The organism is Streptomyces sp. AM 4-1-1, assembly GCF_029167625.1.
Lineage (GTDB): Bacteria > Actinomycetota > Actinomycetes > Streptomycetales > Streptomycetaceae > Streptomyces.
This window is the reverse complement of sequence record NZ_CP119145.1, coordinates 5890251-5913237: the sequence shown is the minus strand read 5'-3', so window position 1 is coordinate 5913237 and position 22987 is coordinate 5890251. Positions and strand designations below refer to the sequence as shown.

At 70.6% G+C, this 22987-nt stretch carries 19 protein-coding genes; 10 read left to right on the top strand and 9 right to left on the bottom strand.

Annotation, left to right across the window (positions count from 1 at the left end; genetic code table 11):
- Positions 1-73: 73 nt before the first annotated feature.
- From PZB75_RS25065 to PZB75_RS25055, 3 genes are all read right to left on the bottom strand, one after another.
- Positions 74-874: an AfsR/SARP family transcriptional regulator gene (locus PZB75_RS25065; protein ID WP_275537548.1), complete on the bottom strand. Its 801-nt coding sequence runs from the start codon at positions 872-874 to the stop codon at positions 74-76.
- 458 nt (positions 875-1332) lie between these two features.
- On the bottom strand, positions 1333-1731 hold the full coding sequence (locus PZB75_RS25060; protein ID WP_275537547.1) for a VOC family protein: 399 nt from the start codon (positions 1729-1731) through the stop codon (positions 1333-1335).
- Positions 1732-1924: 193 nt separating this feature from the next.
- On the bottom strand, positions 1925-2959 hold the full coding sequence (locus PZB75_RS25055; protein WP_275537546.1) for a helix-turn-helix domain-containing protein: 1035 nt from the start codon (positions 2957-2959) through the stop codon (positions 1925-1927).
- A 118-nt stretch (positions 2960-3077) separates the two neighbouring features.
- On the opposite strand from PZB75_RS25055, the gene PZB75_RS25050 reads away from it, so the two are divergent.
- The 3 genes from PZB75_RS25050 (at position 3078) to PZB75_RS25040 (ending at position 7680) form a co-directional block, all read left to right on the top strand.
- Complete coding sequence (locus tag PZB75_RS25050; RefSeq protein WP_275537545.1) at positions 3078-3974, top strand: alpha/beta hydrolase; 897 nt, start codon at positions 3078-3080, stop codon at positions 3972-3974.
- 149 nt (positions 3975-4123) lie between these two features.
- The gene (locus tag PZB75_RS25045) at positions 4124-5962 is read left to right on the top strand and encodes an ABC transporter ATP-binding protein (RefSeq protein ID WP_275537544.1); all 1839 of its coding nucleotides are present in this window, start codon (positions 4124-4126) and stop codon (positions 5960-5962) included.
- On the top strand, positions 5959-7680 hold the full coding sequence (locus PZB75_RS25040; RefSeq protein WP_275537543.1) for an ABC transporter ATP-binding protein: 1722 nt from the start codon (positions 5959-5961) through the stop codon (positions 7678-7680). The genes PZB75_RS25045 and PZB75_RS25040 overlap by 4 nt, the downstream gene beginning before the upstream one ends.
- Before the next feature lie 121 nt (positions 7681-7801).
- Here the strand turns inward: PZB75_RS25040 and PZB75_RS25035 are convergent, their stop codons facing one another.
- Positions 7802-8122 carry a hypothetical protein gene (locus PZB75_RS25035; protein ID WP_275537542.1) on the bottom strand — a complete coding sequence of 107 codons (321 nt, stop codon included), beginning with the start codon at positions 8120-8122 and terminating at the stop codon, positions 7802-7804.
- A 561-nt stretch (positions 8123-8683) separates the two neighbouring features.
- Between PZB75_RS25035 and PZB75_RS25030 the strand changes: the two genes are divergently transcribed.
- Genes PZB75_RS25030 through PZB75_RS25020 form a run of 3 tightly spaced genes read left to right on the top strand, consistent with a single transcriptional unit; the run spans position 8684 to position 12709 of the window.
- Positions 8684-9955, top strand: coding sequence for an MFS transporter (locus tag PZB75_RS25030; RefSeq protein WP_275537541.1), 1272 nt, complete (start codon positions 8684-8686; stop codon positions 9953-9955).
- 1 nt (position 9956) lies between these two features.
- Positions 9957-11732 carry a sulfatase-like hydrolase/transferase gene (locus PZB75_RS25025; RefSeq protein WP_275537540.1) on the top strand — a complete coding sequence of 592 codons (1776 nt, stop codon included), beginning with the start codon at positions 9957-9959 and terminating at the stop codon, positions 11730-11732.
- Positions 11729-12709 (top strand): formylglycine-generating enzyme family protein, encoded by a 981-nt coding sequence (locus PZB75_RS25020; protein ID WP_275537539.1) that lies wholly within the window; start codon positions 11729-11731, stop codon positions 12707-12709. The genes PZB75_RS25025 and PZB75_RS25020 overlap by 4 nt, the downstream gene beginning before the upstream one ends.
- On the opposite strand, the gene PZB75_RS25015 is transcribed toward PZB75_RS25020, so the two are convergent.
- Positions 12673-14724, bottom strand: a complete 2052-nt coding sequence (locus PZB75_RS25015; RefSeq protein ID WP_275537538.1) for a discoidin domain-containing protein — start codon at positions 14722-14724, stop codon at positions 12673-12675. The two genes, PZB75_RS25020 and PZB75_RS25015, sit on opposite strands and share 37 nt — an antisense overlap.
- Positions 14725-14830: 106 nt before the next feature.
- On the bottom strand, positions 14831-15433 hold the full coding sequence (locus tag PZB75_RS25010) for a TetR family transcriptional regulator (RefSeq protein WP_275537537.1): 603 nt from the start codon (positions 15431-15433) through the stop codon (positions 14831-14833).
- A gap of 164 nt (positions 15434-15597) precedes the next feature.
- On the opposite strand from PZB75_RS25010, the gene PZB75_RS25005 reads away from it, so the two are divergent.
- The 4 genes from PZB75_RS25005 (at position 15598) to PZB75_RS24990 (ending at position 20569) form a co-directional block, all read left to right on the top strand.
- Positions 15598-16917, top strand: a complete 1320-nt coding sequence (locus PZB75_RS25005) for a D-arabinono-1,4-lactone oxidase (protein ID WP_275537536.1) — start codon at positions 15598-15600, stop codon at positions 16915-16917.
- On the top strand, positions 16914-18137 hold the full coding sequence (locus PZB75_RS25000) for an alanine racemase (protein WP_275537535.1): 1224 nt from the start codon (positions 16914-16916) through the stop codon (positions 18135-18137). Before PZB75_RS25005 ends, PZB75_RS25000 begins: the two co-directional genes overlap by 4 nt.
- Before the next feature lie 26 nt (positions 18138-18163).
- Positions 18164-19558, top strand: coding sequence for a GH1 family beta-glucosidase (locus PZB75_RS24995; RefSeq protein ID WP_275537534.1), 1395 nt, complete (start codon positions 18164-18166; stop codon positions 19556-19558).
- A gap of 390 nt (positions 19559-19948) precedes the next feature.
- Positions 19949-20569: an ATP-binding protein gene (locus PZB75_RS24990; protein WP_275537533.1), complete on the top strand. Its 621-nt coding sequence runs from the start codon at positions 19949-19951 to the stop codon at positions 20567-20569.
- Here PZB75_RS24990 and PZB75_RS24985 read toward each other — a convergent pair.
- The 3 genes from PZB75_RS24985 to PZB75_RS24975 all read right to left on the bottom strand — a co-directional run bounded on the left by PZB75_RS24985 (position 20508) and on the right by PZB75_RS24975 (position 22651).
- On the bottom strand, positions 20508-21128 hold the full coding sequence (locus PZB75_RS24985) for a hypothetical protein (protein ID WP_275537532.1): 621 nt from the start codon (positions 21126-21128) through the stop codon (positions 20508-20510). The two genes, PZB75_RS24990 and PZB75_RS24985, sit on opposite strands and share 62 nt — an antisense overlap.
- A gap of 366 nt (positions 21129-21494) precedes the next feature.
- Positions 21495-21782 (bottom strand): hypothetical protein, encoded by a 288-nt coding sequence (locus PZB75_RS24980; protein ID WP_275537531.1) that lies wholly within the window; start codon positions 21780-21782, stop codon positions 21495-21497.
- 296 nt (positions 21783-22078) lie between these two features.
- Positions 22079-22651, bottom strand: a complete 573-nt coding sequence (locus PZB75_RS24975; RefSeq protein WP_275537530.1) for a hypothetical protein — start codon at positions 22649-22651, stop codon at positions 22079-22081.
- Between the last annotated feature and the right edge of the window lie 336 nt (positions 22652-22987).

Genomic DNA, 22987 nt, shown 5'->3' with positions numbered 1-22987 from the left:
CGAGGCGACAACAGATGGTCGCCGCCGTCCGACCACCTGTTGGTGTAGGTCGGCTGGGCCCTTCCCTATCACGTCAGCTGGCGAACTTCAGAGGGCTTCCATACTGCGGACTCGGGTTCTCCAGCCAGGTGTCCCTGGCGAGGATGGATCGTTGGATCTTCTGCAGTCTCGGACCCGGCTCCATGCCGAGGTCCTCCACCAGGGTGCGCCGGATTCGATTGAACGCGCCCAGCGCGTCCGCCGTCCTGCCACTCCTGTAGAGGGAAATCATCAGATACCCGTAGATCGATTCCCAGGTGGGATGCGCGGCGACCAGGGAATACAGCTCACCGATGAGAGCATGGTGACGCCCGAGCTCCAACTCCAGTTGCAGCCGCTGTTCATGGGCATGTGCCCGCTTCTCGTCCAGCAGTTGTCCGAGGGATTCGTAGGCGGGCAGTTCCCGGAATCCGTCCAGCGCCGGGCCCCGCCACAGACCGATGGCCGCGCTGAGGAATTCAGATGCCTCTTCGAGTTCCCCCCGGTCCCGCAACTCCCGGGAACGCGTCATATGCGTCTCGAAGAGGTTGAGGTCGAGGTAGGAGTCGGGAAGTTGCAGCTGGTAGCCGGTCGGCTGGGTGACGAGAACGGAACGCTCCAGGCCCAGGCTCCGGAAGTTCCCACGGAGTTGGGAGATGTACACATGAAGGGCCGTGGTGGCGCTCTCCGGCAGCGTTTCCGACCAGAGGGCGTTTCTCAGCCGCTCACAGGAGACGACGGCCGAGTTGTGACAGCATAAATAGGAAACCAGGGCGCGGAGCTTTGGGGCCCAGGGGCCGACCTTTTCGCCATTCGGTCCTTCGATTTCGAGCGGACCCAGAATACGAAAAAACACCCTCCACCCTCTCCCCCATTGGCGACGCACGCCCCCCCGACAGGGCCCTTTGATGATTGCCACACAGCCAGGACATGTCAAGCCTTCCTGGCCAGGTCTTGATGTTACCTGGAGGTAATATATTCCCTTGAAACAAACCGTTTTACGACGAGCGGGGAAACCGCGCCGCGATCATCGGCCCCGACGGAGCCACCCACCGCTTCGCCCAGCGGCCCGCCGACGCGCGGGGGCTTCACCGGCCCGCCCGGCGACGTCACGGGCCGGCCTCATCCGGCCGATACCGCCCCGTCGGCCGGTCCGGATACCGTCCGGTCCGGATGAGGGCCCGGGGCGCGAACAACCGGTGCGATCCGGTCACACCGCGCGCCGGAGCGGCACACCGGTCCGGAAGGACGCCCGTGCCGGAATGCCGGCCCGCGACCGGAAGTGCCCGGCCCCCGCGCGCGGACGCGTGGCTGTCAGGTCGTCGGCCGGTTGCTGCCGCTGGGCGCACGGCTCAGGTCCACCACGCAGAAGACGTTGCCGTCCGGGTCGGCGAGAACGATGAAGTCCGGGTCGGGCGGGTAGAGGTCCCAGTCGACGGTCCGCGCACCGAGACCGATCAGCCGCTCGACCTCCGCCTGTTGTTCCTCCGTCGTGTCCGTGAAGAGGTCCAGGTGGAGACGGGGGTGCGGCTCGGCCGGAGACGTACTGCGCAGCAGCCCGAGGGCCCGGCCGGAGCCGTCGGCGTGATCGAGCGTCCGCCACGTGTCGCTCTTCCACTCCTGAGTGGCGACCAGGTCCAGAGCCTCGGTCCAGAAGGCCACCGCGCGGGGCACGTCCGTGACACCGATGACGGGGATTCCAAGTTTCAGCATGTGAGCGAGCCTAAGCGTTGTCCCGTCATCCCTGGCGGGCGCGCGACGGCAGCTACAGCGCCTCGCGGCGGCGTCGTCGGCGACGGCCGACCCACCGACGGGCGCGCCGGAAGGACTCCGTACAAGGGCCGCACCCTCGCGACGGGACCCGTGGGTCCGTCCACGGATTCCCGGAGCGCTGCGGTGAGACCCCTCAGCCGTTCAGGAGCTGCCATGTGGTGAGGGCGAGCTTGGCCCGTGTCAGGCCGGTGGGCTCGGTGAGTTCGATGCCCAGGGCCTTGCCGATCTGTTCGAGCCGACGGGCGATGCTGCTGTGGTGCATGTGCAGGATCTCGGCGGCCCGGCGCAGGGAGCCGGTGGCGCAGTAGGCGTCCAGGGTCTCCAGATCCTCCGCGTTGCCGGCGATGCGGTCGATCGCGGCCACATCGACGTTGTCGCGCGCGGCGTCCTCGGGTATCTCCGCGAGCAGGGCCAACGCGCCCAGTTCGTCGTGACGGACGACGGGCCGGTGCGGGGTCGTGAAGCGGAGGGCGGTGCGGGCCTCGCGCCAGGACCGGGCGGGGCCGTCGGCGGCGCCGATGCCCGCGCGTACGCCTGGCGGGAACCGGGTCGGGTCGAGGGTGGTGGCCAGGATGACACCCACGTCGGCGAGCGGGGCCGCCTTCACCGGACGAGCCGGGCAGAGCAGGCCGCCCACCTGGTCGAGCGGAACCCGCGAGTGTACGGCGGCGACGCGGACCGGCACGTCGGCGGCGAAGCCCAGGAGCCGTAGCGCACGGGCTCTGGCCGGCTCGTCACTGTCGGAGCTGACCACGAGTTCGACGAGGGCGGGGTCGGCCATGGTGGTACGGGCCGGGCCGTACCGCTCGGCGACCGCCGCGGCGGCGATGGCGAGCCGGTCCAGCAGCACCTCGTCGAGCGGGCTCGACGGGCCGGGGCGTTCCAGCCACACCGTGCCGATCTCCTCCTCGTCGAGGGTGATCGGCGCCGTGGTGGACGGGGGTGACGGCGGGACCGGCGCCTGCCTGCCGTCGGGCGAGATGCGGATCGCCCGCCCCGTGCCGTGCAGCCGGATGCCGGCCACGCACTCGGCCAGGCCCGCCGTGGCCCGCGCGAGCGCCGGAAGGTCCACCCGCCGGCGCATCAGTGTGTCGTAGAACGCGACGACCCGGACCACGCCTTCGACGTACGAGTCCATTCCCGACAGCCGTACAGCCAGGGCTTCCATGTCAGAAGGATAGGACCCCGGGGCGCGGAGGAGGCGCGCCGATCGGTGCGCGATCCGGCCGGAATGCCCGACGGATGGCGGATGAACCCGTGGAGGGGCCGCGGTGAGGATGGTCGTCATGAATCCCGAACTCGAAGCGTTCATCCCGTTGATCCCCCGGACCGACCTGAGCGATCCGGTCGCCGACCGCAGGCGCTACGCCGAGCGCGCCGCCGCGAGTCCGGCACCGGACACCACGCGCATGGAGATCGAGGACCGGACGGTCGCCGCCGATCCGGACGTGGCGGTGCGGATCTACCGCCCGCACCAGGCCCGGGGCGCCGTCGTCTGGCTGCACGGCGGCGGACTCGTCATGGGCGATCTGGACACCGAGCACCCGTTCGCCGCCCGGATCGCGGGCGGCTCCGGCGCGGTGGTGATCTCGGTGGACTACCGCCGGACCCCCGAGCACCGGTTCCCGGCCGCCCTGGACGACGCCTACGCCGCGCTGACCTGGACGGCCGAGCACGCGGCCGAACTCGGCGTCGACCCGCGGCGGATCGCGGTCGGAGGGCACAGCGCCGGCGCGGGGCTCGCGGCCGCGGTGGCGTTGCGGGCACGTGACCGGCAGGGGCCGCCGATCCACTTCCAGCTGCTCAACCAGCCCGGACTCGACGATCGCCAACAGACCTGGTCGCAGCGGCACTTCACCGATACGCCCGGACACGACCGCGACACGGTCGCCACGGTGTGGCGGTACTACCTGGGCTCCACGCCCGCCACTGCCCACGCCGCACCGGCCCGGGCGACCGACCTGTCCGGTCTGCCGACCGCCTACATCGCCACCGCGGAGTTCGACCCGCTGCGCGACGAAGCCATCGACTACGCGCTGCGCCTGCTCCAGGCGGGCGTGTCGGTCGAACTGCACCAGTGGCCCGGCGTCTTCCACGGATCTCTGGCGATCCTGTCCGCCGACGTCTCCCAGCGCCAGCTCGCCGACCTGACCTCGGCCCTGCGCCGCGCCCTGGCCGAGTGAGGCCGTGGCGGGCCCGGCACCGACGGCCGCGAGCCGTCACCGGCCGCTCGGCGCCGGCCGGGGCGGGGCCCGGGAAGTACGGCCACCGGCCCGGTCACGGGACCGGTCCCGTGACCGGTCACGACCGGATCGACGAAGACAGGAGAGCGATGACCACCGCTGACCTCCCCCGGGCGAGGGAGCAGTCCGCACCACCACCGGACGCCGATGCCGTGGCGGGGCGGAACGCGCGAGAGCTGCTGCGCCCCTATGTCCGGCGTTTCGCGGTCGTCGTGATCCTTCAGGTGATCGGCGCTGTCGCGGGTCTGGCACCGCTGCTGGCGGTCGTCGAACTGGGACGCACCCTGCTGGCGCCGGGCCCGGTCGATCACGGTCACGTCCGGATCGTCGTGGTCGCGGGAGCGGTCGGCATGTTCGTCCGGCTGCTGTTCACGGCCGCGTCCTCCGGAATCGGGCACATCCTCGACGGCCAGGTGCAACTGACGCTCCGTCGGCGACTGGCCGTACGACTGGGACGCGTACCCATCGGCTGGTTCTCCCGGCGCCGGACCGGCGAACTGACCAAGCTGGTGGGCGAGGACGTCAGCGCCGTACACCCGTTCATCGCCCACACCCCCGGCGAACTCGTCTCCGCGTTCGTGGTGCCGCTGGTGTCGTTGGTCTACCTGTTCGCCATCGACTGGCGGCTCACGCTGATCACGCTGATCCCGGTGGTGCTGGCCATGGCGATGGTCCCCCTGATGATGACCCCGGCCCGGAAGCGTGAGCAGAGCGAGTTCGACGCGGCCATGGGACACATCGCGAGTTCGGTCGTCGAGTTCGTACAGGGCATCTCGGTGGTCAAGGCGTTCGGGGGGTCCGGCCGCGCCCATCGCAGATTCCTCACGGCCGCGGACGATTTCGTCGACATCTTCCACCGGTGGGTGCGCGGCATCTCCGCGATCGCCGCGGGGATGCAGCTGGTGCTGTCGCCGCCGTTCGTACTGCTGGTCGTGCTGATCGGCGGTACGTCCCTGATCACGGGCGGTGGCCTGGCCCCGACCGATCTGCTGCCCTTCCTGCTGCTCGGACTGGGCCTGACCGCTCCGGTGTCGGCCCTCGGCCATGGCTTCGACGAGCTGCGGGCCGCCGGGCGCGCGGTCGGCCGGATTCGGGACGTGCTCACGGTGCGGTCGCTGCCGGAGCCGGCGCACCCGGTCGCACCACAGGGCCACCGGGTGGAACTGCGTGACGTCCGGTTCTCCTACGAAGACGGCCGCGAGGTGCTGCGCGGGATCGACCTGGTGCTCGAACCGGGGACGGTCACCGCCCTCGTCGGACCGTCGGGGAGCGGAAAGTCCACGCTGGTCCAGCTGTTGCCGCGGTTCTTCGACCCGACCCAGGGGTCCGTCGCCCTGGGCGGTGTCGACCTACGTGAACTCGGCAGCCGACAGCTCTACCGGATGGTCTCGTTCGTCTTCCAGGACGTCTGTCTGCTGCGCGCGTCGATCGCGGACAACATCGCGCTCGCGGTGCCGGACGCCGGCCCCGACGCCGTGGAGCGCGCCGCCCGGCTGGCGTGCGTCCATGACCGAATTCTCGAACTGCCGCGCGGATACGCGTCGGTGATCGGCGAGGACGCCGGGCTGTCGGGGGGCGAGGCACAGCGGATCTCACTCGCACGCGCACTGCTGGCCGACTCCCCCGTCCTGGTGCTCGACGAGGCGACCGCCTTCGCCGACCCGCAGACCGAGCAGGCGGTGCGCCAGGCACTGGCGACGCTGGGGCACGACCGGACGATCCTGGTCATCGCCCATCGCCTGGAGACGGTCGCCGACGCCGACACCGTCGTGATGCTGGAGGACGGCGCGGTCGTCGAGCGCGGCACGCCCGCCGAGTTGCTGGCACGGAACGGCAGGTTCGCCGCGTTCTGGCAGTCCCACCGGACGGCGACGGACGACGGGACCGAAACCCACGACGGCCTACCGCGAGGAGACGAGTCCCGATGATCCGCCTACTGCTCCGTGTGCTGGGGCACGAGCACGCCCGGCCGATGCGCCGCACCGTGGCGCTGATGACGACGACCTCGGTGGTCGAGGGGCTGTCCTACGGACTGCTGGTACCGGCGCTGCGGGCACTGTTCGGCACGGCACCCTCGGACGCCTGGCCCTGGCTGATCGCGTTCGGAGCCGCGTTCGCGGTCTACGCGGTACTGCGCTACAGCAGCGATCTGTCCGGATTCCGCGTCGGAGCGGGCCTGTTGCGCGGCATGTACCACCGTCTCGGTGATCATCTGGCCCGGTTGCCTGTCGGCTGGTACGGCGCGGGCCGCGTCGGGGAGGTGTCCGTCCTGGCCGGCCGGGGCGTCCTCCAGGCGATGGGCGTGATCGCGCATCTGCTGGGGCCGTTCATCTCCGCCTGTGTGACCCCCCTGACGATCGTCGCCGTGATGCTTGCCTTCAACTGGTACATGGGACTGGCCGCGTTGGCCGCCGTACCGGTCGTGGCGGTGATCCAGATCCGGACGGGACGGTCGACGGCCGCCGCCGACGTGGAGCGCGCCGAACGCGACGCCGAGGCCACCGGGCGGGTCGTCGAATACCTCCAGGCGCAGCCGGTGCTGCGCGCCGGCGGCCGGACCGGCGAACGCTTCCGGCTGCTCGACGACTCGCTGCGTGAGGTCCGGCGCGCGTCCCGCCGTTCCACGCTGTCCGTGCTGCCCGGCGCGGTGGGACTGGCGCTCGCGGTGCAGGCGATGTTCACCGTGTTGCTGGTGCTGGGCGCGTACCTCGCGCTCGGCGGGAACATAGGTGTGGCGGAGGTGCTGGCGATCCTGGTGCTGGCCGCCCGCTGCGCGGATCCGCTGCTGTCGCTGTCGGACATCGGTGGCAAACTCCGCGGCGCGCGTTCCGAACTGGCGAGACTCGACGCGGTATTGAGCGCCGAGCCCCTTCCGGAAGCTCCCGATCCCGTCCGGCCGGAACACCACGACCTGGAGTTCGACTCGGTCGCCTTCCGGCACGGTGATCGCACGGTGCTGGACGATGTCTCGTTGTCCTTGCGGGAGGGGCAGCGGCTGGCCGTGGTCGGACCGTCCGGCGCGGGCAAGAGCACGTTGCTGCGGCTGCTCGCACGGTTCCACGACGTGGACGCGGGCGCGGTACGTGTGGGGGGCGTGGACGTGCGCGCCATCGACACCGAGGTGCTGATGGCTCGGATCGCCATCGTCTTCCAGAACGTCCATCTCTTCGACGGCACGATCGAGGAGAACGTACGACTCGGCCGTCCCGACGCCGACGAGGCCGAGGTACGGGCGGCGGCGACCGCGGCGCGGTTGGACGAGGTGATCGGACGACTGCCCGACGGATGGGCGACCCAGGTCGGTGAGGACGGTGCGCTGCTGTCGGGTGGTGAGCGCCAGCGTGTCTCGATCGCGCGAGCACTGCTGAAGAACGCGCCCGTCGTGCTGCTGGACGAGGTGACCTCCGCACTGGACCCGGTGAACGAGGCGGCCGTCCACGAGGGCATCGAGCGTCTGATGGCGGGCCGTACGGTGGTGATGGTGGCGCACCGGATGCGTACCGTCCGCCGCGCCGACCACATCGTCTTCCTGGAGGGCGGCCGGATCGTGGAGGAGGGCGGGCACGACGAACTGCTGCGCCGCGGTGGCCGCTACGCCGGTTTCTGGAACCTTTCGACGACTCCCGTGGCGTCCCGTGGCGAGTGAACGAGCCGGAACGCAGGTCGGTCCGGGCCCGAAACGGCTCCGCCCCCGGCAAGCGATGCCGGGGGCGGAGCCGTTTCGGAGTTGGTCCGCCGAGCCGGCCGACACCGTCGTGGCGATGTGCTCAGGAGGGGGTGGCCCCCGCGAATGAGACGGTGGCGTTCAGATCGCACCAGGTGGTCGACGTCCCACCGGATGCCGCGCGGTTGCCGAAGTGCCGGTAGGTGCCGTACCCGGGCTTGTAGCAGTCGATGACCCCGGTGAACGAGGAGCCCGTACACCTGATGGAGGCACCGCGGTGTCCTCCGCTTCCGGTCAAGTACGTGGGTGAGTCACAGGAAAGCGCCGACGGGGAGGCCGCGGCCTGCGAGGCCATGCCCAGCAGACCTCCACCCGCCAGCGCGAGGGATGCTGCGACAGCAGCGACACGGTGATGAGTACGCACGTTTGTCTCCTCCGGAGCATCAAACAAGGCGATCGATCAGCCATAGTTTGTCGCCGTCCGCACCGTTTTTCCAGAGCGCCAGGACGAACTGACCGAAAGCCGCATGCGGATCGGGATGCGGCGGATCGGGCACCAGCGTTCGGCGGGGCCGACAGGACAGGGCGAGCAGTGGGCGCCGTCGACGGCCGGCCACCAGGTCCGCCGTCGCCAGTTCCAGCCGTCGAGGTGTCGGCCCGCCCCGCCCTCGGCGACGGTGGTGAGTGCCACGGTGTCTCGATCGCGCCGTACTGCGACGGCGGTCCGGAAGCCCGGCTGCGCGGCCGGGACCGGCCGGAGGTGCGGACGCCGGACGCCTGCCGGGGTGGCGGCAGGAAGGCACAGGTCCTACTGCTGCCGCAGTGCGGCAGGGGTGGTGACCCGCACTGCCCGAGGGCGTTCAAGGGCCGTTGCGGCCGGGGCCCCGCCGCGGAACGGCCTGGTGATTGGACAGTTGTCCAAGACGATTGACCACTCAGAGTGCGCCACTTAAACTCCCGGCACCATCCAGATCAGGAGGCGCCGGTGACCGCACCGCCCGATGACCGGCCTGGACCCCCGCAACCGGTCGCCCCGGCAGGGGACTCCTCGGAGCCCAGCGCCCCCGTCACACTGGCGTGGCTGTGGCTGTTCGCTCTGGCCTGGCTCGGGTTCTGGCTGATGGTGATGCTGCCCAGTCAGGTCATGCTCGCCCAGTTGGCCCGCGCCATCGATCCGGACCGGAAGGTTCGTCTGGCCAGTGTGTTCCAGGGCACCATGCTGGTCGCGATCGTGCTGGCCGTCCCCCTGGTGGGCTTCCTCTGCGACCGCACCCGGCTGGCCTGGGGCCGTCGACGCGCGTGGGCGCTGGGCGGGTTCACTCTCGCCTCGCTCGCCTTCGCCCTCGTCGGACAGCTCGACTCGGTGCCGGTGGTGTGCGGGCTGCTCGTGCTCGTCGCGCTCGGACAGGCATGCGTGCTCGTGGGCCTGAGCGCGATGATCGCCGATCAGGTACCCGTGAACCAGCGCGGCCGGGCATCGGCGGCCTTCGGTGCGCCCCAGGTGATCGCCCTGGCCGGCGGCATGGCGCTGGTCACCGAGGTCATCCACGACGTGTCCACCGCATGGTGGGTGATCGCCCTGCTCGCCGCGGTCTGCTGCCTGCCCTTCCTGCTCGGCGTCGGCGAACCGGCGCCGCCTCCGGGGACCGGACCGACCGGGGGCCTGCTGCGCAATCTGACGCCACCGCGTCCGCGGCGGGCGCCGGACTACTACTGGGCCATGTCCACGAGGGTGCTGGTCAACGCCGGTAATCTGGTCGGCACGGCGTATCTGCTCTACTACGTCGATGATGTTCTCCACCGGCCCGACCCGGAGGGCGCGGCGCTCACGCTCACGCTCGTCTACCTGGTGTTCTGCGTGGTCGCGACGTACGCCGCCGGGCTGATCTCCGACCGCAAGCCGCGCCGCAAGCCGCTCGTGCTCGCCGGCGCCGCGTTCCAGATCGCGGCAGCGCTGAGCCTGGCGGTCTCACCGACGTGGGAGGCGGCGGTGCTGGCCGCGGCCCTCCTCGGCGTCGGATACGGCACCTTCCTCTCCGTCGACCAGGTGCTGACCATCGCCGTCCTGCCCGACGTGCGCACCCGGGCCCGCGACCTGGGCCTGGTCAACGCCGCCCAGAACCTGCCCATCGCTCCTTTCGTCGGCTTCACGGTGCTCACCCTCACCAACGAGAACTACCGCGCCCTCTATGTCGCCAGTGCACTGATCGTGCTGCTCGGGGCCTGGTCGGTGACACGAATAAGGTCGGTGTCCTGATATGCGTGCCATCTTCGTCCTCTTCGACACACTCAACCGGCGGTTCCTGCCACCGTACGGCGCCAACGACGTCGTCGCGCCGCACTTCGCCGACCTCGCCGGGCGCAGCGTCACCTTCGACAACGCCTACGGCGGCTCGATGCCCTGCATGCCGGCCCGCCGTGAACTGCACACCGGCCGGCACAACTTCCTGCACCGGGGCTGGGGCCCGCTGGAGCCGTTCGACGACTCGATGCCCGAACTGCTCAGCCGCGCCGGGATCTACACGCATCTGGTGACCGACCACCAGCACTACTGGGCCGACGGCGGAGCGACCTACCATCCGCGGTTCCGGACGTTCGAGTTCTTCCGGGGCCAGGAGGGCGACGAGTGGAAGGGGCACGTCGCCGACCCGCCGGTGGCCGCCGGTCAGGCGCCGACGGTGACGAACGGGGAACTGCGTCGCCAGGACCGGGTGAACCGGCTCTACATGACCAGCGAGGCCGAGCATCCGCAGACGCTCACTTTCGACGCCGGGCTGCACTTCATCGGCACCAACGCCGAGGAGGACAACTGGTTCCTCCAGATCGAGACCTTCGACCCGCACGAGCCCTTCTTCACCTACGACGACTACCGCAAGCTCTACGACACGGCGTACGACGGTCCCGAGCTGGACTGGCCCGACTACGTGCGGGTCTCCGAGCCGCAGGAGACCGTCGACCACGTCCGCTCGCTCTACTCGGCTCTGCTCACCATGTGCGACCGTAGCCTGGGCCGGGTGCTGGCAGCCATGGACGAGCACGACATGTGGGACGACACGATGCTGATCGTGGGCACCGACCACGGCTTCCTGCTCGGCGAGCACGACTGGTGGGGCAAGAACACCCCGCCGTACTTCCAGGAGACCATCCACCTGCCGCTGTTCGTATGGGATCCGCGCTCGCGCCGCAGTGGTGAGCGGCGCACCTCGCTGGTGCAGACCATCGACCTGGCTCCGACCCTGCTCGACTTCTTCGGCCGGCCCGCGACCCGGGACATGCAAGGAGTGTCGCTCGCGGACGTCGTCGAGTCCGACGCACCGGTCCGCGAGGCCGGCCTGTTCGGCATCTTCGGGGGACACGTCAACGTCACCGACGGCCGCTGGGTCTATCTGCGCGCCCCGGCGCGACCTGGCAACCAGCCGCTCGCGGAATACACACTGATGCCCACACTCATGCGCGGCCGGATGCCGGTCGAGGTCCTGCGGGAGGCCGCTCTCGCGTCTCCGTTCGGGTTCACCAAGGACGTGTCGCCGCTGCGGGTGCCCGGCACCGCGTACACCGACCCCTACGCCTTCGGTTCGATGCTCTTCGACCTCTACACCGACCCGGAACAGCAGCACCCGGTCATCGACGACGGGCAAGAACTGCGCATGGCCACCCTGATGCGCGACCTGATGGTGGCCAACGAGGTGCCGGCCGAGCAGTTCGAGCGGATGGGTCTGCCCGCGACCGGACCGCTGGCGCCCGAGCACCTGCTGTGCCGCGAGCAGGCCGGCCAGGTGGAGACCAGCCGCCGACGGCCGCTGCGGGCCGCGGACTTCCCCAGGTCCAGGATCGACGTGACCACACCGATCTCGACGCTGCTGACCGAGCCCGACGCGGTCGCGGTCCTGCGTGCCCATCTGGGCGATCTCGTCGACGGACCGCTGCCCGATGAGGTGCTCGAGTTGGGATTGCTGGACGTCGCGGGCGTGGCCGTCGGACTCATCCCCACCGCTACGCTGCACCGGATCGCCGACGAACTGGCCGAGCTGTGAGCGGTCACTGCTGCTCACCGGGGCGGCACGGCCCGGGCGGGGACGGAGCGGCCGAACCGGTCGAGCCGGTCGCCGGGGCCGCGCCGCTCCGTGGTCCACGACCCGGCGCCGAGCCGCCGGCCCACGCCGTGCGGCTCCCCGGAGGCACCTTCCGGATGGGCAGCGACGAGGGGCTGGGCCACCCCGACGACCAGGAGGGGCCGGTCCGTGCCGTGACCGTCGGCCCCTTCGCCGTCGCCGCGACGACGGTCACCACCGCCCAGTGGGCAGCGTTCGCCGAGGAGACCGGACACGTCTCCGACGCCCAGCGGTTCGGCTGGTCCCACGTCCTCCACCTGCACCTGCCGCCCGCCGTCGCGGCACGTGCCCCCCGGGTCCGGTCGGCACCGTGGTGGTGCGCGATCCAGGGCGCGGACTGGCGGCACCCCGAAGGCCCCGGGTCCGACCTGGCCGGCCGCGAGGACCACCCGGCCGTGCACCTGTCATGGCGCGACGCGCAGTCCTGGTGTGCGTGGGCCGGCGGCCGGCTGCCGACCGAGGCGGAGTGGGAGTACGCCGCCCGCGGCGGACTCGAAGGTGCGCGCTACCCGTGGGGCGACGAACTGCGCCCGGACGGGGAGCACCGGTGCAACATCTGGCAGGGCGACTTCCCGCACCGCGACGAGGCCGCCGACGGCTGGTCCGGCACCGCCCCGGTCACGACGTACACCGCCAACGGGTTCGGCCTCTTCCAGACCGTCGGAAACGTGTGGGAGTGGTGCGCCGACCCCTGGCGCGGCGGCCGGGTGATCAAGGGTGGCTCGTTCCTGTGCCACGACTCCTGGTGCAACCGCTACCGCGTCGCCGCGCGCTCGGCCAACGAGGAGGACGCGTCGGCGGCCAACGCGGGCTTCCGGTGCGTCTGGGACCTCGCGGGCCCGGACCGCACCGGAAGCGGCGCTCACCGCGCGTGGACGGCCACCTCCCGCAACGAGTAGCCGTAGTGCGTGGCCCGACCGGTGCCGTGCATCCGCAGGTGGCGTGCGGTCGTCGGGGTGAACCGAGCGGTCTCCAGCCCGCCGCGGCCCGACGTGGTCTGCCACACCGTGCGCCACGTCCGGTTGTCGTCGGACACCTCGATGCGGTAGGCGGTGGCGTGGGCCGCCTCCCAGTCCAGCACCACCCGGCCGACGCGCTGGGGGCTGCGCAGGTCGACCGACCACCACTGGTCGTCGTTCCAGTCGCTGGCCCACCGGGTGGCGGGGTCTCCGTCGATGGCGCGGTCGGGCCGATAACTGGTGACGACGGAGAACTCGCTGCTGCTCGCCGACGCGGCACCGCCCCGGGCCAGGTCGGCCGGCCGGTCCCACCCGTCGGTGGCGTTCCACGTGTCCAGGTAGGACTGCGCGCCGTGCAGCAGCTCGTCGACGAGCGGGTCGCCACCGAGCCCGCGTACGTCCTCGATCCAGTCCGGCACCAGCCCGACATGGGCGCCGCCGTCGCTGTTGACGTCCCACACCCGCTCGCCGGTGCGCTGCCGGTCCACCAGCGGGCCGCCCGGGTAGGACCGGAACGGGTAGGTGACCTTGTCCGGCGCGTCGGACCCGCGGGGCGCCGGGTGGCCGCCCAGCCCGTTGAAGTCGGTGCCGTAGCCCAGCCCGACGTCGTACTTCTCGCGCAGGTCGGCGGTCGCCGCGGCCTCCTCGACGAACTTCTCCGAGTCCATGTCGTAGGACCCGACGAAGCCGCCCATCCGGTAGAGCCGCTCGGTCCATGTGCGGTCCATCCAGCTGTGGCTGGAGATCACACCGGGGTATCGCACCGACTCCATGATGTTTATCGCCCGGCCGGCGGCCTTGACGCTCATGTGGTCGACCTCGACCATCATCCCCCGGTCCATCATCCCGTCGAGGGCGTACTCCCCGAGTCGCGTGAGGCCGCGGGTGTTGCAGCGTGCGTCATCGTCGTACGACGGCACGCTGGTCCCGGGTGGCAGCTTCGCCTCCGCCTCGGGCACCTTGGCCGAGCCGATCGGGTTGTCGTGCTGGGGGCCGGTGCACGTCTCGGTCTTCCAGAACGTACCGGTGGAGAGGAACTGCCCGACGTTGATGATGGTGCCCTGCGTCCCCTCGTCGAAGCGCACCCCGCACAGCGCGTTGTCGAACTTGTGACACAGGAACATGCTGCTCACGCCGAGCGCGTGGAGTTCGTCGAGACCGGCGTCGATGTCGGCCCGGGTGCACTGGGCAATGCCGAGCACCTGCTTGCAGCCGAAGGGTTCGGAGGTCTCCACACCCAGGACCACGGCCATCTTGCCCGCTTCGATCACCTGCCGCGCCTGCTCGGGCGTCTTCACGATCCGGAACCAGCCCTGGCCCGAACCGCCGTACATCCGGTCGATGTAGTCCTGCATTCCGTAGGTCTTCCCGGCCTGCAACCGGACGGACTCCATCTCGTCGCAGCCGCGGTCGCGGACGTAGATCGAGCAGATGACGCCGTTGGACGTCAGGTCGGTGACCAGGACGCGCTGGCCGGCCCGCCAGGCGCGCTCGAGCCAGGCGTAGTAGTTCTGCTGATGCGACATCGTGGTGGAGGTGGGCCAGTCCTTGAATGTCGGCCAGCCCACCGGGTCGTGGTGGCCGTCGGGGTCGACGGTGAGGTTCTCCAGCAGCGCGCCGGCCCCGTCGGGGTAATGCTCGGGGCAGTCCTTGAGGGCGTCGGCGACACCGCCGTCGGAGAACGGCTTGCCGCAGACCAGCTTGCCGCCGAATGCCTCATTGGTCATCAGGTGGTTGTGGGCATCGACGAAACCGCGCACGTCGCCGTGTGCGTCGGTGCCGGTGAACGGCTCGCCGCTCACGTTGATCCCGGAGTCGGGGGCGGGCCGGTCGGCCGGCTCCCACCAGGGGCGCTCGACGGCGCCGGCCCCGCCGGCTCCTGCGCCGGAGAGGAGCAGAGCGGCGACGAGGGACAGGACAAGGGCGGCGATGCCGCCCGGACGCACTCTCTTCATGGGGTCTCCCGAGGCGTGGCGTGGGCCGCACCCTAGAGTTGGTCAAACGTCCCAGTCAAGAGTCCCGGATTGGTCGCGAGCGTAAGGATCAGCGCGAGCGCAAGGATCAGGCTTGGCGGGCGAGTCCCGCCACGTGCCGGGCGACGAGATCGAGGGCCTCACCGGCCGCGGCCGCATTCCCCTCGTTGAGATAGAGCAGCGTCACCCCGTCGAGCACCGCCGTGACGTAACGCGCCAGTACCGGCACCGGCGCGTCCCACTCCAGCGGCTTCCCCTCGCCGTCGGTGAGCGCCTCGATGAGGCGGGTGTTGGCCGCGAGGTAGGTCTGGTACTGCCGCTCCGCCACGACAGCGAGGCCGGGCTGCCGCGCGGCGTACTGCGTCAGTTCGTAGGTGAGGCGGTGTTCGTCCGGCTCGTCGACCACGTGCTGCCAGTAGGCGCGCATCCCGCGACGCAACCGCTCCTCCAACTCGCCTTCGCCCACCACCTCCGGCAGTGCCCGCTCCAGGGTGTGGCCGGTGATGACCTCGATGACCTCGCCCAGCAACTCCTCCTTGGAGCGGAAGCAGTAGTGGAAGGAACCCAGCGGCATGTCGGCCTCTGCCACGATCGCCCGCGTGGTGGCGGCCGAGACTCCCTCCCGGACCATGACCGCGATCGCCGCGTCGACCAACCGCTCGCGTCGTTCGCTCGCCGCCATCCGGTTCATGAGTCGACTCCTTGCTCGTGCTCGGCGGTCACAGGACCCGACCGCCCGCGTCGGGGTGCCATTGTCCTCGATTCCATCTTGGACGCACGACCAAGACGCTTGACCCAGCTTCTGCGCTGCTGCCATAGTCGCGCCACCGACCGACCCGTCCACCGGAGGCTCCGATGACCACGCGCTGGGAGAACTGGGCCCGCACCGAATCGGCCACACCGGACCGGGTCGTCTTCCCCGCCTCCGCCGAGGAGGTCGCCACCGTCGTCGCCGACGCGGCCGCGGCCGGGAGTTCGGTCAAGGCGATCGGATCGGGGCACTCGTTCTCCGGGATCGCGGTCGTGGAAGGCGTACAGCTGCGTCCGGACAGACTGACCGGACTGGTCCGCGCCGACACCGGGACCGGCCTGGTCACGGTCCGGGCCGGGATGCCGCTGCACCGGCTCAACCCGCTTCTCGCCGAACTCGGACTGGCCCTGGAGATCCTCGGCGACATCGACCGCCAGACCGTCGCCGGGGCACTGACCACCGGCACCCACGGATCCGGCGAACGGTTCGGCATCATGGCCACCCAGGTGCGTGAGCTCGAACTGGTGCTGGCCGACGGCTCGATCGTGACCTGCTCGTCCGTGGAGCGGCCCGACCTGTTCGCCGCGGCCCGCGTCTCCCTCGGCGCCCTGGGCGTCATCACCACCGTCACCCTCCAGTGCGTGCCACTCTTCGCACTGCGCGGGGTCGACCGGCCGCAACCGCTCGACGAGACGCTGGAGTCGCTCGACGAACTCGTCGCGACCCACGACCACTTCGAGTTCTTCTGGTTCCCGCACACCGCCACCGCGCTGACCCGTCGCTTCACTCGGCTCCCGGCCGGAACCGGCCTGCGCCCCCGGGGCCGGGTGGCGCGCGCGGTCGAGGACCGGTTCCTGGCCGACTACGCCTTCGACCGACTGCTGCGCCTGGGCGCGAGACGGCCCCGGACCGTGCCGGGCATCACCCGCCTCGCGACCCGGCTCACCGGGACCCGCGATGTCACCGACCTCGCTCACCGGGTCTTCGCCTCACCCCGCGACGTGCGCTTCCGCGAGGGCGAGTACGCCGTCCCACGCAACGCCGTCGTCGACGCCCTGAGCGAGCTCCGGCGCTGGGTCGACGCCCACGACGAAGCGATCTCCTTCCCCTTCGAGGTCCGGTTCGCCGCGGCCGACGACATCTGGCTCTCCCCCGCCCACGAACGCGATGTCGCCTACGTCGCCTTCCACCAGTACCACCGGATGCCACACGAGCGGTGGTTCCAGGTGTGCGAGGACGTTCTCGGCGCCGCGGGCGGTCGGCCGCACTGGGGGAAGATGCACCGGCTCGGCGCCGCCGAGCTTGCGGAGCTCTACCCCCGGTTCGCCGACTTCACCGCCCTGCGCGCTCACGTGGACCCGTCCGGAGTGTTCGCGAACCCCTATCTCGACCGCGTCCTCGGCTCGGTCGGTGGCCCCCGATGAGCGCACCGGCCTCCCTCCCCCCTGCCTCGCCCGGCGCGCTCTTCGCTGAACTCGCCGAGGCCACGGCACAGCTCCAGCCGCCGTACGCCGTGGTGCACCTGCCGTCACTGCGCGCCAACGCCCGGGACCTGGTGCGCCGGGCCGCGGGCAAGCCGATCCGGATCGCCAGCAAGTCGGTGCGGTGCCGCGCGCTGCTGAGTCAGGTCTCCGCAGAGCCCGGCTGGGCCGGCGTACTGGCGTTCACGCTGCCCGAGGCGCTGTGGCTGGCGGAGGAGTTCGAGGACGTGGTGGTCGGCTACCCCACCGTCGACGCGGCGGCCGTCGCCCGGCTCGCCGCGGACGAGGTGCTGGCCTCCCGGGTGACGCTCATGGTCGACTCGCCTGCGCACCTCGACCTGATCGACGAAGTCCTCGACGGCCTCGGACCCAGCGCCCGGCAGGTACGTGTCTGCCTTGAGGTCGACGCCTCGCTGCGGTTGGCCGACGGCCGCGTGCACATCGGCGCTCGGCGCTCTCCCGTACACACCGCTCGCGCCGCACGGGACCTGGCTCGCGCGGTGGTCGACCGCCCCCGGCTACGCCTCGTGGGAGTGATGGCCTACGAGGGCCAGATCGCCGGCGTCGGCGACAACCGCCCCGGCCCGGGACGGTTCCTGGTCCGGGGCATGCAGAGGGCCTCGGCACACGAGCTCGCCGAACGGCGGGCCGAGGCGGTCGCCGCCGTCGCGTCGGTGGCGCCGCTGGAGTTCGTCAACGGCGGTGGCACCGGGAGCCTGGAGACGACCAGCCGGGAGTTCTCCGTCACCGAGGTCGCGGCCGGGTCCGGGCTCCTCGCTCCCACCCTGTTCGACTTCTACACCCGGTTCGCCCCCCGCCCGGCGGCCTTCTTCGCGCTGTCGGTGGTGCGTCGCCCCTCGCCGCACCACGCCACGCTCCTGGGTGGGGGGTGGATCGCGTCCGGGGCCGCCGGCCCCGACCGCCTCCCCACGCCGACCTGGCCAACAGGGCTACGGCTGGTGCCGCAGGAGGGAGCCGGCGAGGTGCAGACCCCGCTGCGCGGCCGTGGCGTCGCCGGACTGCGCGTCGGCGACCGCGTCTGGCTGCGGCACAGCAAGGCCGGCGAGCTCTGCGAGCATGTGCCCGAACTCCACCTCGTCGAGGACGGCCACATCGTCGACACCGTCCCCACCTACCGAGGCCATCACAGAACGTTTCTCTGACCGCCGACCCCGTGAAAGGTGTGACCATGTCCGACTTCCCCCGCCTGCCCGAGGACTTCGTCCTCGGTGTGTCGACGGCGTCGTACCAGATCGAGGGCGCCGCCGCCGAGGACGGCAAGGGGCCCTCCATCTGGGACACGTTCAGCGCCGAGCCCGGCAGGATCAGGAACGGCGAGACCGGCGAGGTCGCCTGCGACCACTACCACCGGTCGGGGGAGGACGTCGCCCTGATGCGGGAGCTGGGCATCGATGCCTACCGCTTCTCGATCTCGTGGCCGCGCGTCATGCCGTCCGGGTCGGGCGAAGTAAACGCGGCGGGTCTGGACTTCTACGACCGGCTCGTCGACGATCTGCTGGCCGCCGGTATCACGCCCGCGGTGACCCTGTACCACTGGGACCTGCCCCAGGCGCTGCAGGACCGAGGCGGCTGGCAGAAACGGGAGACGGCTCAACGACTGGCGGACTACGGCGCCGTGGTCGCCGAACGGCTCGGCGACCGGGTCGGGATGTGGATGCCGGTCAACGAACCGGTGGTGGCGACGATGTTCGGGCACGCGGTCGGCACCCACGCCCCCGGCCTGGCCCTCGGCTTCGACGCGATGCCGGTGGCCCACCACCTGTTGCTGGGCCACGGCCTGACCGTGCAGGCGCTGCGCGCCGCCGGCGTCGGCAACATCGGCATCGCCTCCAACCACGCCCCCACTTGGCCGGCGTCCGGCTCCGATGCCGACCGAGAGGCGGCCGCGTCGTACGACACGCTGGTCAACTGGCTGTTCGCGGACCCGGTGCTGCGCGGCAGCTACCCCGACGAACTGCTGGCCATGCTGATGCCCGGTCACGCGGACGGCACACTGGCTGCGGACCTGGAGATCATCTCGACGCCACTGGACTGGTTCGGGGTGAACTACTACCAGCCGGTGCCCGTCGGCGCGCCCGGCACCGCGTCCGTGGGCTCGCCCGCTCTGGAGGGCGCCGCCCTGCCGGAGGGGCTGCCGTTCGAGCCGCGCGTCCTGACCGACGTACCCACCACCGACCTCGACTGGGCCGTCGTCCCCGATGGGCTGCGCGAGATCCTGACCACCTTCACGCAGCGGTACGGCGACCGGCTGCCGCCGCTCTACGTCACCGAGAGCGGCTGCGCCTTCCGGGACCGTCCGGGCCCCGACGGCGCGGTCCATGATCCGCAGCGCATCGCCTACCACCGTGACCATCTCGCCGCGGTCTCCCGCGCGATCGAGGACGGCGTCGACGTGCGCGGCTACTTCACGTGGTCGCTCCTGGACAACTTCGAGTGGGCCCTGGGGTATGAGCCGCGGTTCGGCCTGGTCCATGTCGACTTCGACACCCAGGTGCGGACACCCAAGGACTCCTACCGCTGGTTCCAGGAGAACCTTTCCGCACGCCGTCGGACAGGACTGTAGACCGTCGACGACGGCACGTGGGAGTCGGTCGTCGGCACGTGAGCGTCGGTCGTCGGCACGGCGGTTTCGCCGGATGGTGCAGCGGCGGACCATGCTGCCCTGCCGCTTGTGGTCGGCGGGTCGATACAGTCGAGGGTGAAGCAGCGCAGGGCGGTGAACTGGGCCCCGATCCGGTTCAGCCCGCGCCAGGCGGTCTGGCGTGGGCGTCCGCCGACGATCCTCGAACAGCACCATCGCCGTCCTGGTTCCGCAGGCAGCCGACAGGAGACCCACTACCTTTCGGAGCGCGCGAGATCCGCTCCGTCAGGTGCCCGGATTCGTGCCTGACGCCGGGAAGTTCACACCGTCCTCCTGCGCCTTCTTCGAACGAACGTAACGAGGTTTTCGCCCATGCCACACTCCGACAACTCCACGAGCTCCCCCACACTGGCCGTCGTGAGCGGGCCACCAGGAACTGGCAAGACGACGCTCGCCCAGAAGGTCGCACAGGGTCTGGGCTGTCCCGCGATCATTCGTGACGAGATCAAGCAGGGGATGGTTCTGGCGACACCTGGCTACCGGAGCGGCGGCGACGATCCTCTGAACCACCGCACACTTGACGTCTTCTTCGAGGTGCTGACGTCGCTGCTGAGGGCCGGAACGACCGTGGTCGCCGAGGCGGCGTTTCAGGACAAGCTGTGGAGGAGCGGCTTGGAACCCCTGGCCGCACTCGCGCGAATCCGGGTCGTCCGCTGCACCACGTCATCAGCCGTCGCCCGAAGCAGGATCGCCCAACGCGCCAGGGCCTCCGCCCATCGAGGCGCACACGCCGACCAAGAACTTCTCGACGCGATGGCCACGGGGAAGTTCTCGTACGACCGCTTCACGCCGATCTCGCTCGACGTGCCGATACTGACAGTGGACACCTCAAGCGGCTACCGGCCGGGCGTGAAGGCTGTCGAGGCGTTCCTCAGGGACTCCGCCTGGAGTCCGACCGCTCGCGAACGGAGGCAGGCCGGCACGCGCTCGTAGGAGCGCCGCGGGCCACCATGGCCGCAGCCCGCGAAGGGGGTACGTGGTTGTCGTAGAACCACTGGGCCAGTCTGGGCATCTTGTCGGAATTGGAGTACAGGTCCATCGCAGCCTGCGCGAGCGCGGTCAGCCGGTCGGTCATCTCCTGGGGGTACGGGTAGCGGGAGTCCTTCCAACTGCGCGCCGCTCTCGGCGTGAACACGATGTGCTCCTCCGACGCCTTGGCGAGAGCTTCGAAAGCGAGCACGGCATCCGATCCCGAAGGAGGGATCTCGCTCCAGGCATCGAATGTGGCCGCCCGCCCGCTCCCGCCCTTCGGCAGGCCCAGGTACTCGTTCTTCCAGTAGTCCCGGTCCTGACGCAGGGCCTCAGCGGATGCGGCATCGTCTCGCGCCTTGTCGCGTTCCTCCATGCAGCTCTGTGCCATGTCCTCCCAGGACGTGGCGTCCTCTTCGAGCTGCCGGACACGTTTCTGCAGTGCTTCGAGCTCGGCGGTCGTGTCTCCGGCGGCTTGGGCGCGCGACAACGGCTCCCGCGCGGTACGAAGCCTGCCACGCACTTTCCCACGCTGTGTCACTGCCACGGGCGATGACAGAGAGATGGGCGAGCGACAGCATCAGCCGCCGTTCCACGAAGGACGCCTGGGACACCTCCTCACGCAAGTACGAGGGGTGTTCCAGCCGAGGTCGGGCCAGACCAGCCGGGCGCCACCGCCGGGTACGGCCAACTGCTCGTGGGCCCGCCGGACGGCTTGTGCAGTCACGTAGTTCAGGGTCACCACCTGGGCCAGGCCAGCCAGTTGTCACGACGCGTCGGCCGCCGCGCTTCATCCCGCCTGGTCCCTGGGACGTATCAGGAGAATAGGGAGCCGCGTGCGCAGCGCCAGGACATCGAGGAGCACGTCAGCATGGCTCTCCTCCCGGATCTACTCGTACCGCCCCGTGGCGAGCTGGCTCAACAGCCGCACTTCGAGCTCCTGGTCGCCGAGCACCGCCCGCAGCAGGTTCGGGCGCTTGATCTGCGGATCCTGCACCGGTGCCATCCAGCCGTCGGGGATCTCCCTGCCCATGACGGTCCTGAGCCCGCCACCGCCTTCCTCCGACTGGGCGACCGTGACCCGGGTGACGAACTGGGCCGGTCCCGTAGACAGCGGCTGATGGATGGTCATGCGCAGCGCGCGGGTGAGTTCGTCGCCCGCCACGGTCCAGCTCACTGTGCGGTTACCATGGCCGGGAATCTTGCCGGCGAGCTCTGCTCGGCCATCCCGGACGAGTTCGGTCACCGACGGTGCCGGTACACGTCCGTGGTGGCCGAGCCAGTCGGCGAGATGGCCGAAGGCTCTCGTAGACGCGGCCCGGCTGTTCCTGGGCGGACCGGATGTCGAAACTGACGGCGTACAGAGCCTGCACGGCGGCTCCCCTCCCCCGATGCCCTGTGCGACGACCGTTTCCCCCTCGAAAGCGGTCAGGGCACCGCTCGGAGAGCAACCCTGATACCGCTCCGCCCATGTCAGTAATGCCCTGGTCGGGGCTTCGGTGCCGACAGTCCGGTCAACCGAACGCCATACCTGCTGGCCCCGACGAACCGGATGAGATGGGGAGCCGTTGCGCACTCCGCCCAGACCGTCTTCCCGGGCCGGGGGCGGTCGCGCAGGCCCCAGTCAGCGGCGAGCACGTCAACGAGGAGCACTCTGCGGCCTCCGCTCTCGTCCGGATCGGGAGCCGATCGCGCCAACCGGGCGGGAGGAAGGTCGGTCACCGCGATTCGGACGATGCCCAGGCTCTCGTGGTGGGAAAGGGGCGGGGCGAAGCCCGGTCCGGGGACGCCGTAGAGAACGGCGTTCACGGCGAGTTCGGCGACGAACGGGAGCGGGGCGAGGCCGGCTCGGTTCTCGACGACGGTGACACCGCGGGAATCGAAGCCGGTGCGGGGCTTGGCGGCGACCGGGAAGCCGCCAGGGAAGGCGTCGCCGACGCCGATTCCGTCCGACGGACCGACGATTCGGGTGACGGGCACACGTACCGCCCCCTCGCATGCCTCGACGAGGCGCCACTTGTTCAGGCAGGTTTCCAGCGCGGACATGCGCGCTGCTTAGCTGGGCCTGCGTGGGACACCTCGCCCCGTCCTGGTGCGCGACGGTCACGCCACCCGGCTACCGACCCACGGCGGCGGGCCCGGGCTCTCTCTGAGTGCCCTGCCCCGGCACGACCTGCACCGCCATCGCGACGCCGCAGGAGATCGGTGACCTCGTCCTGATGTACTCGGACCGCCTTACCGAACGCCGTCCGACCGACCCGGACCATGACACGCGCAGCCTTCTCGTAGCTGCGCAACACTGTTTCTCGGGAAGCTGCCCCAGGCGCCGGCCACGCTGGGCGCCAGGACTACGTCGACCACCTCGTGGCCCACCTGGACGAC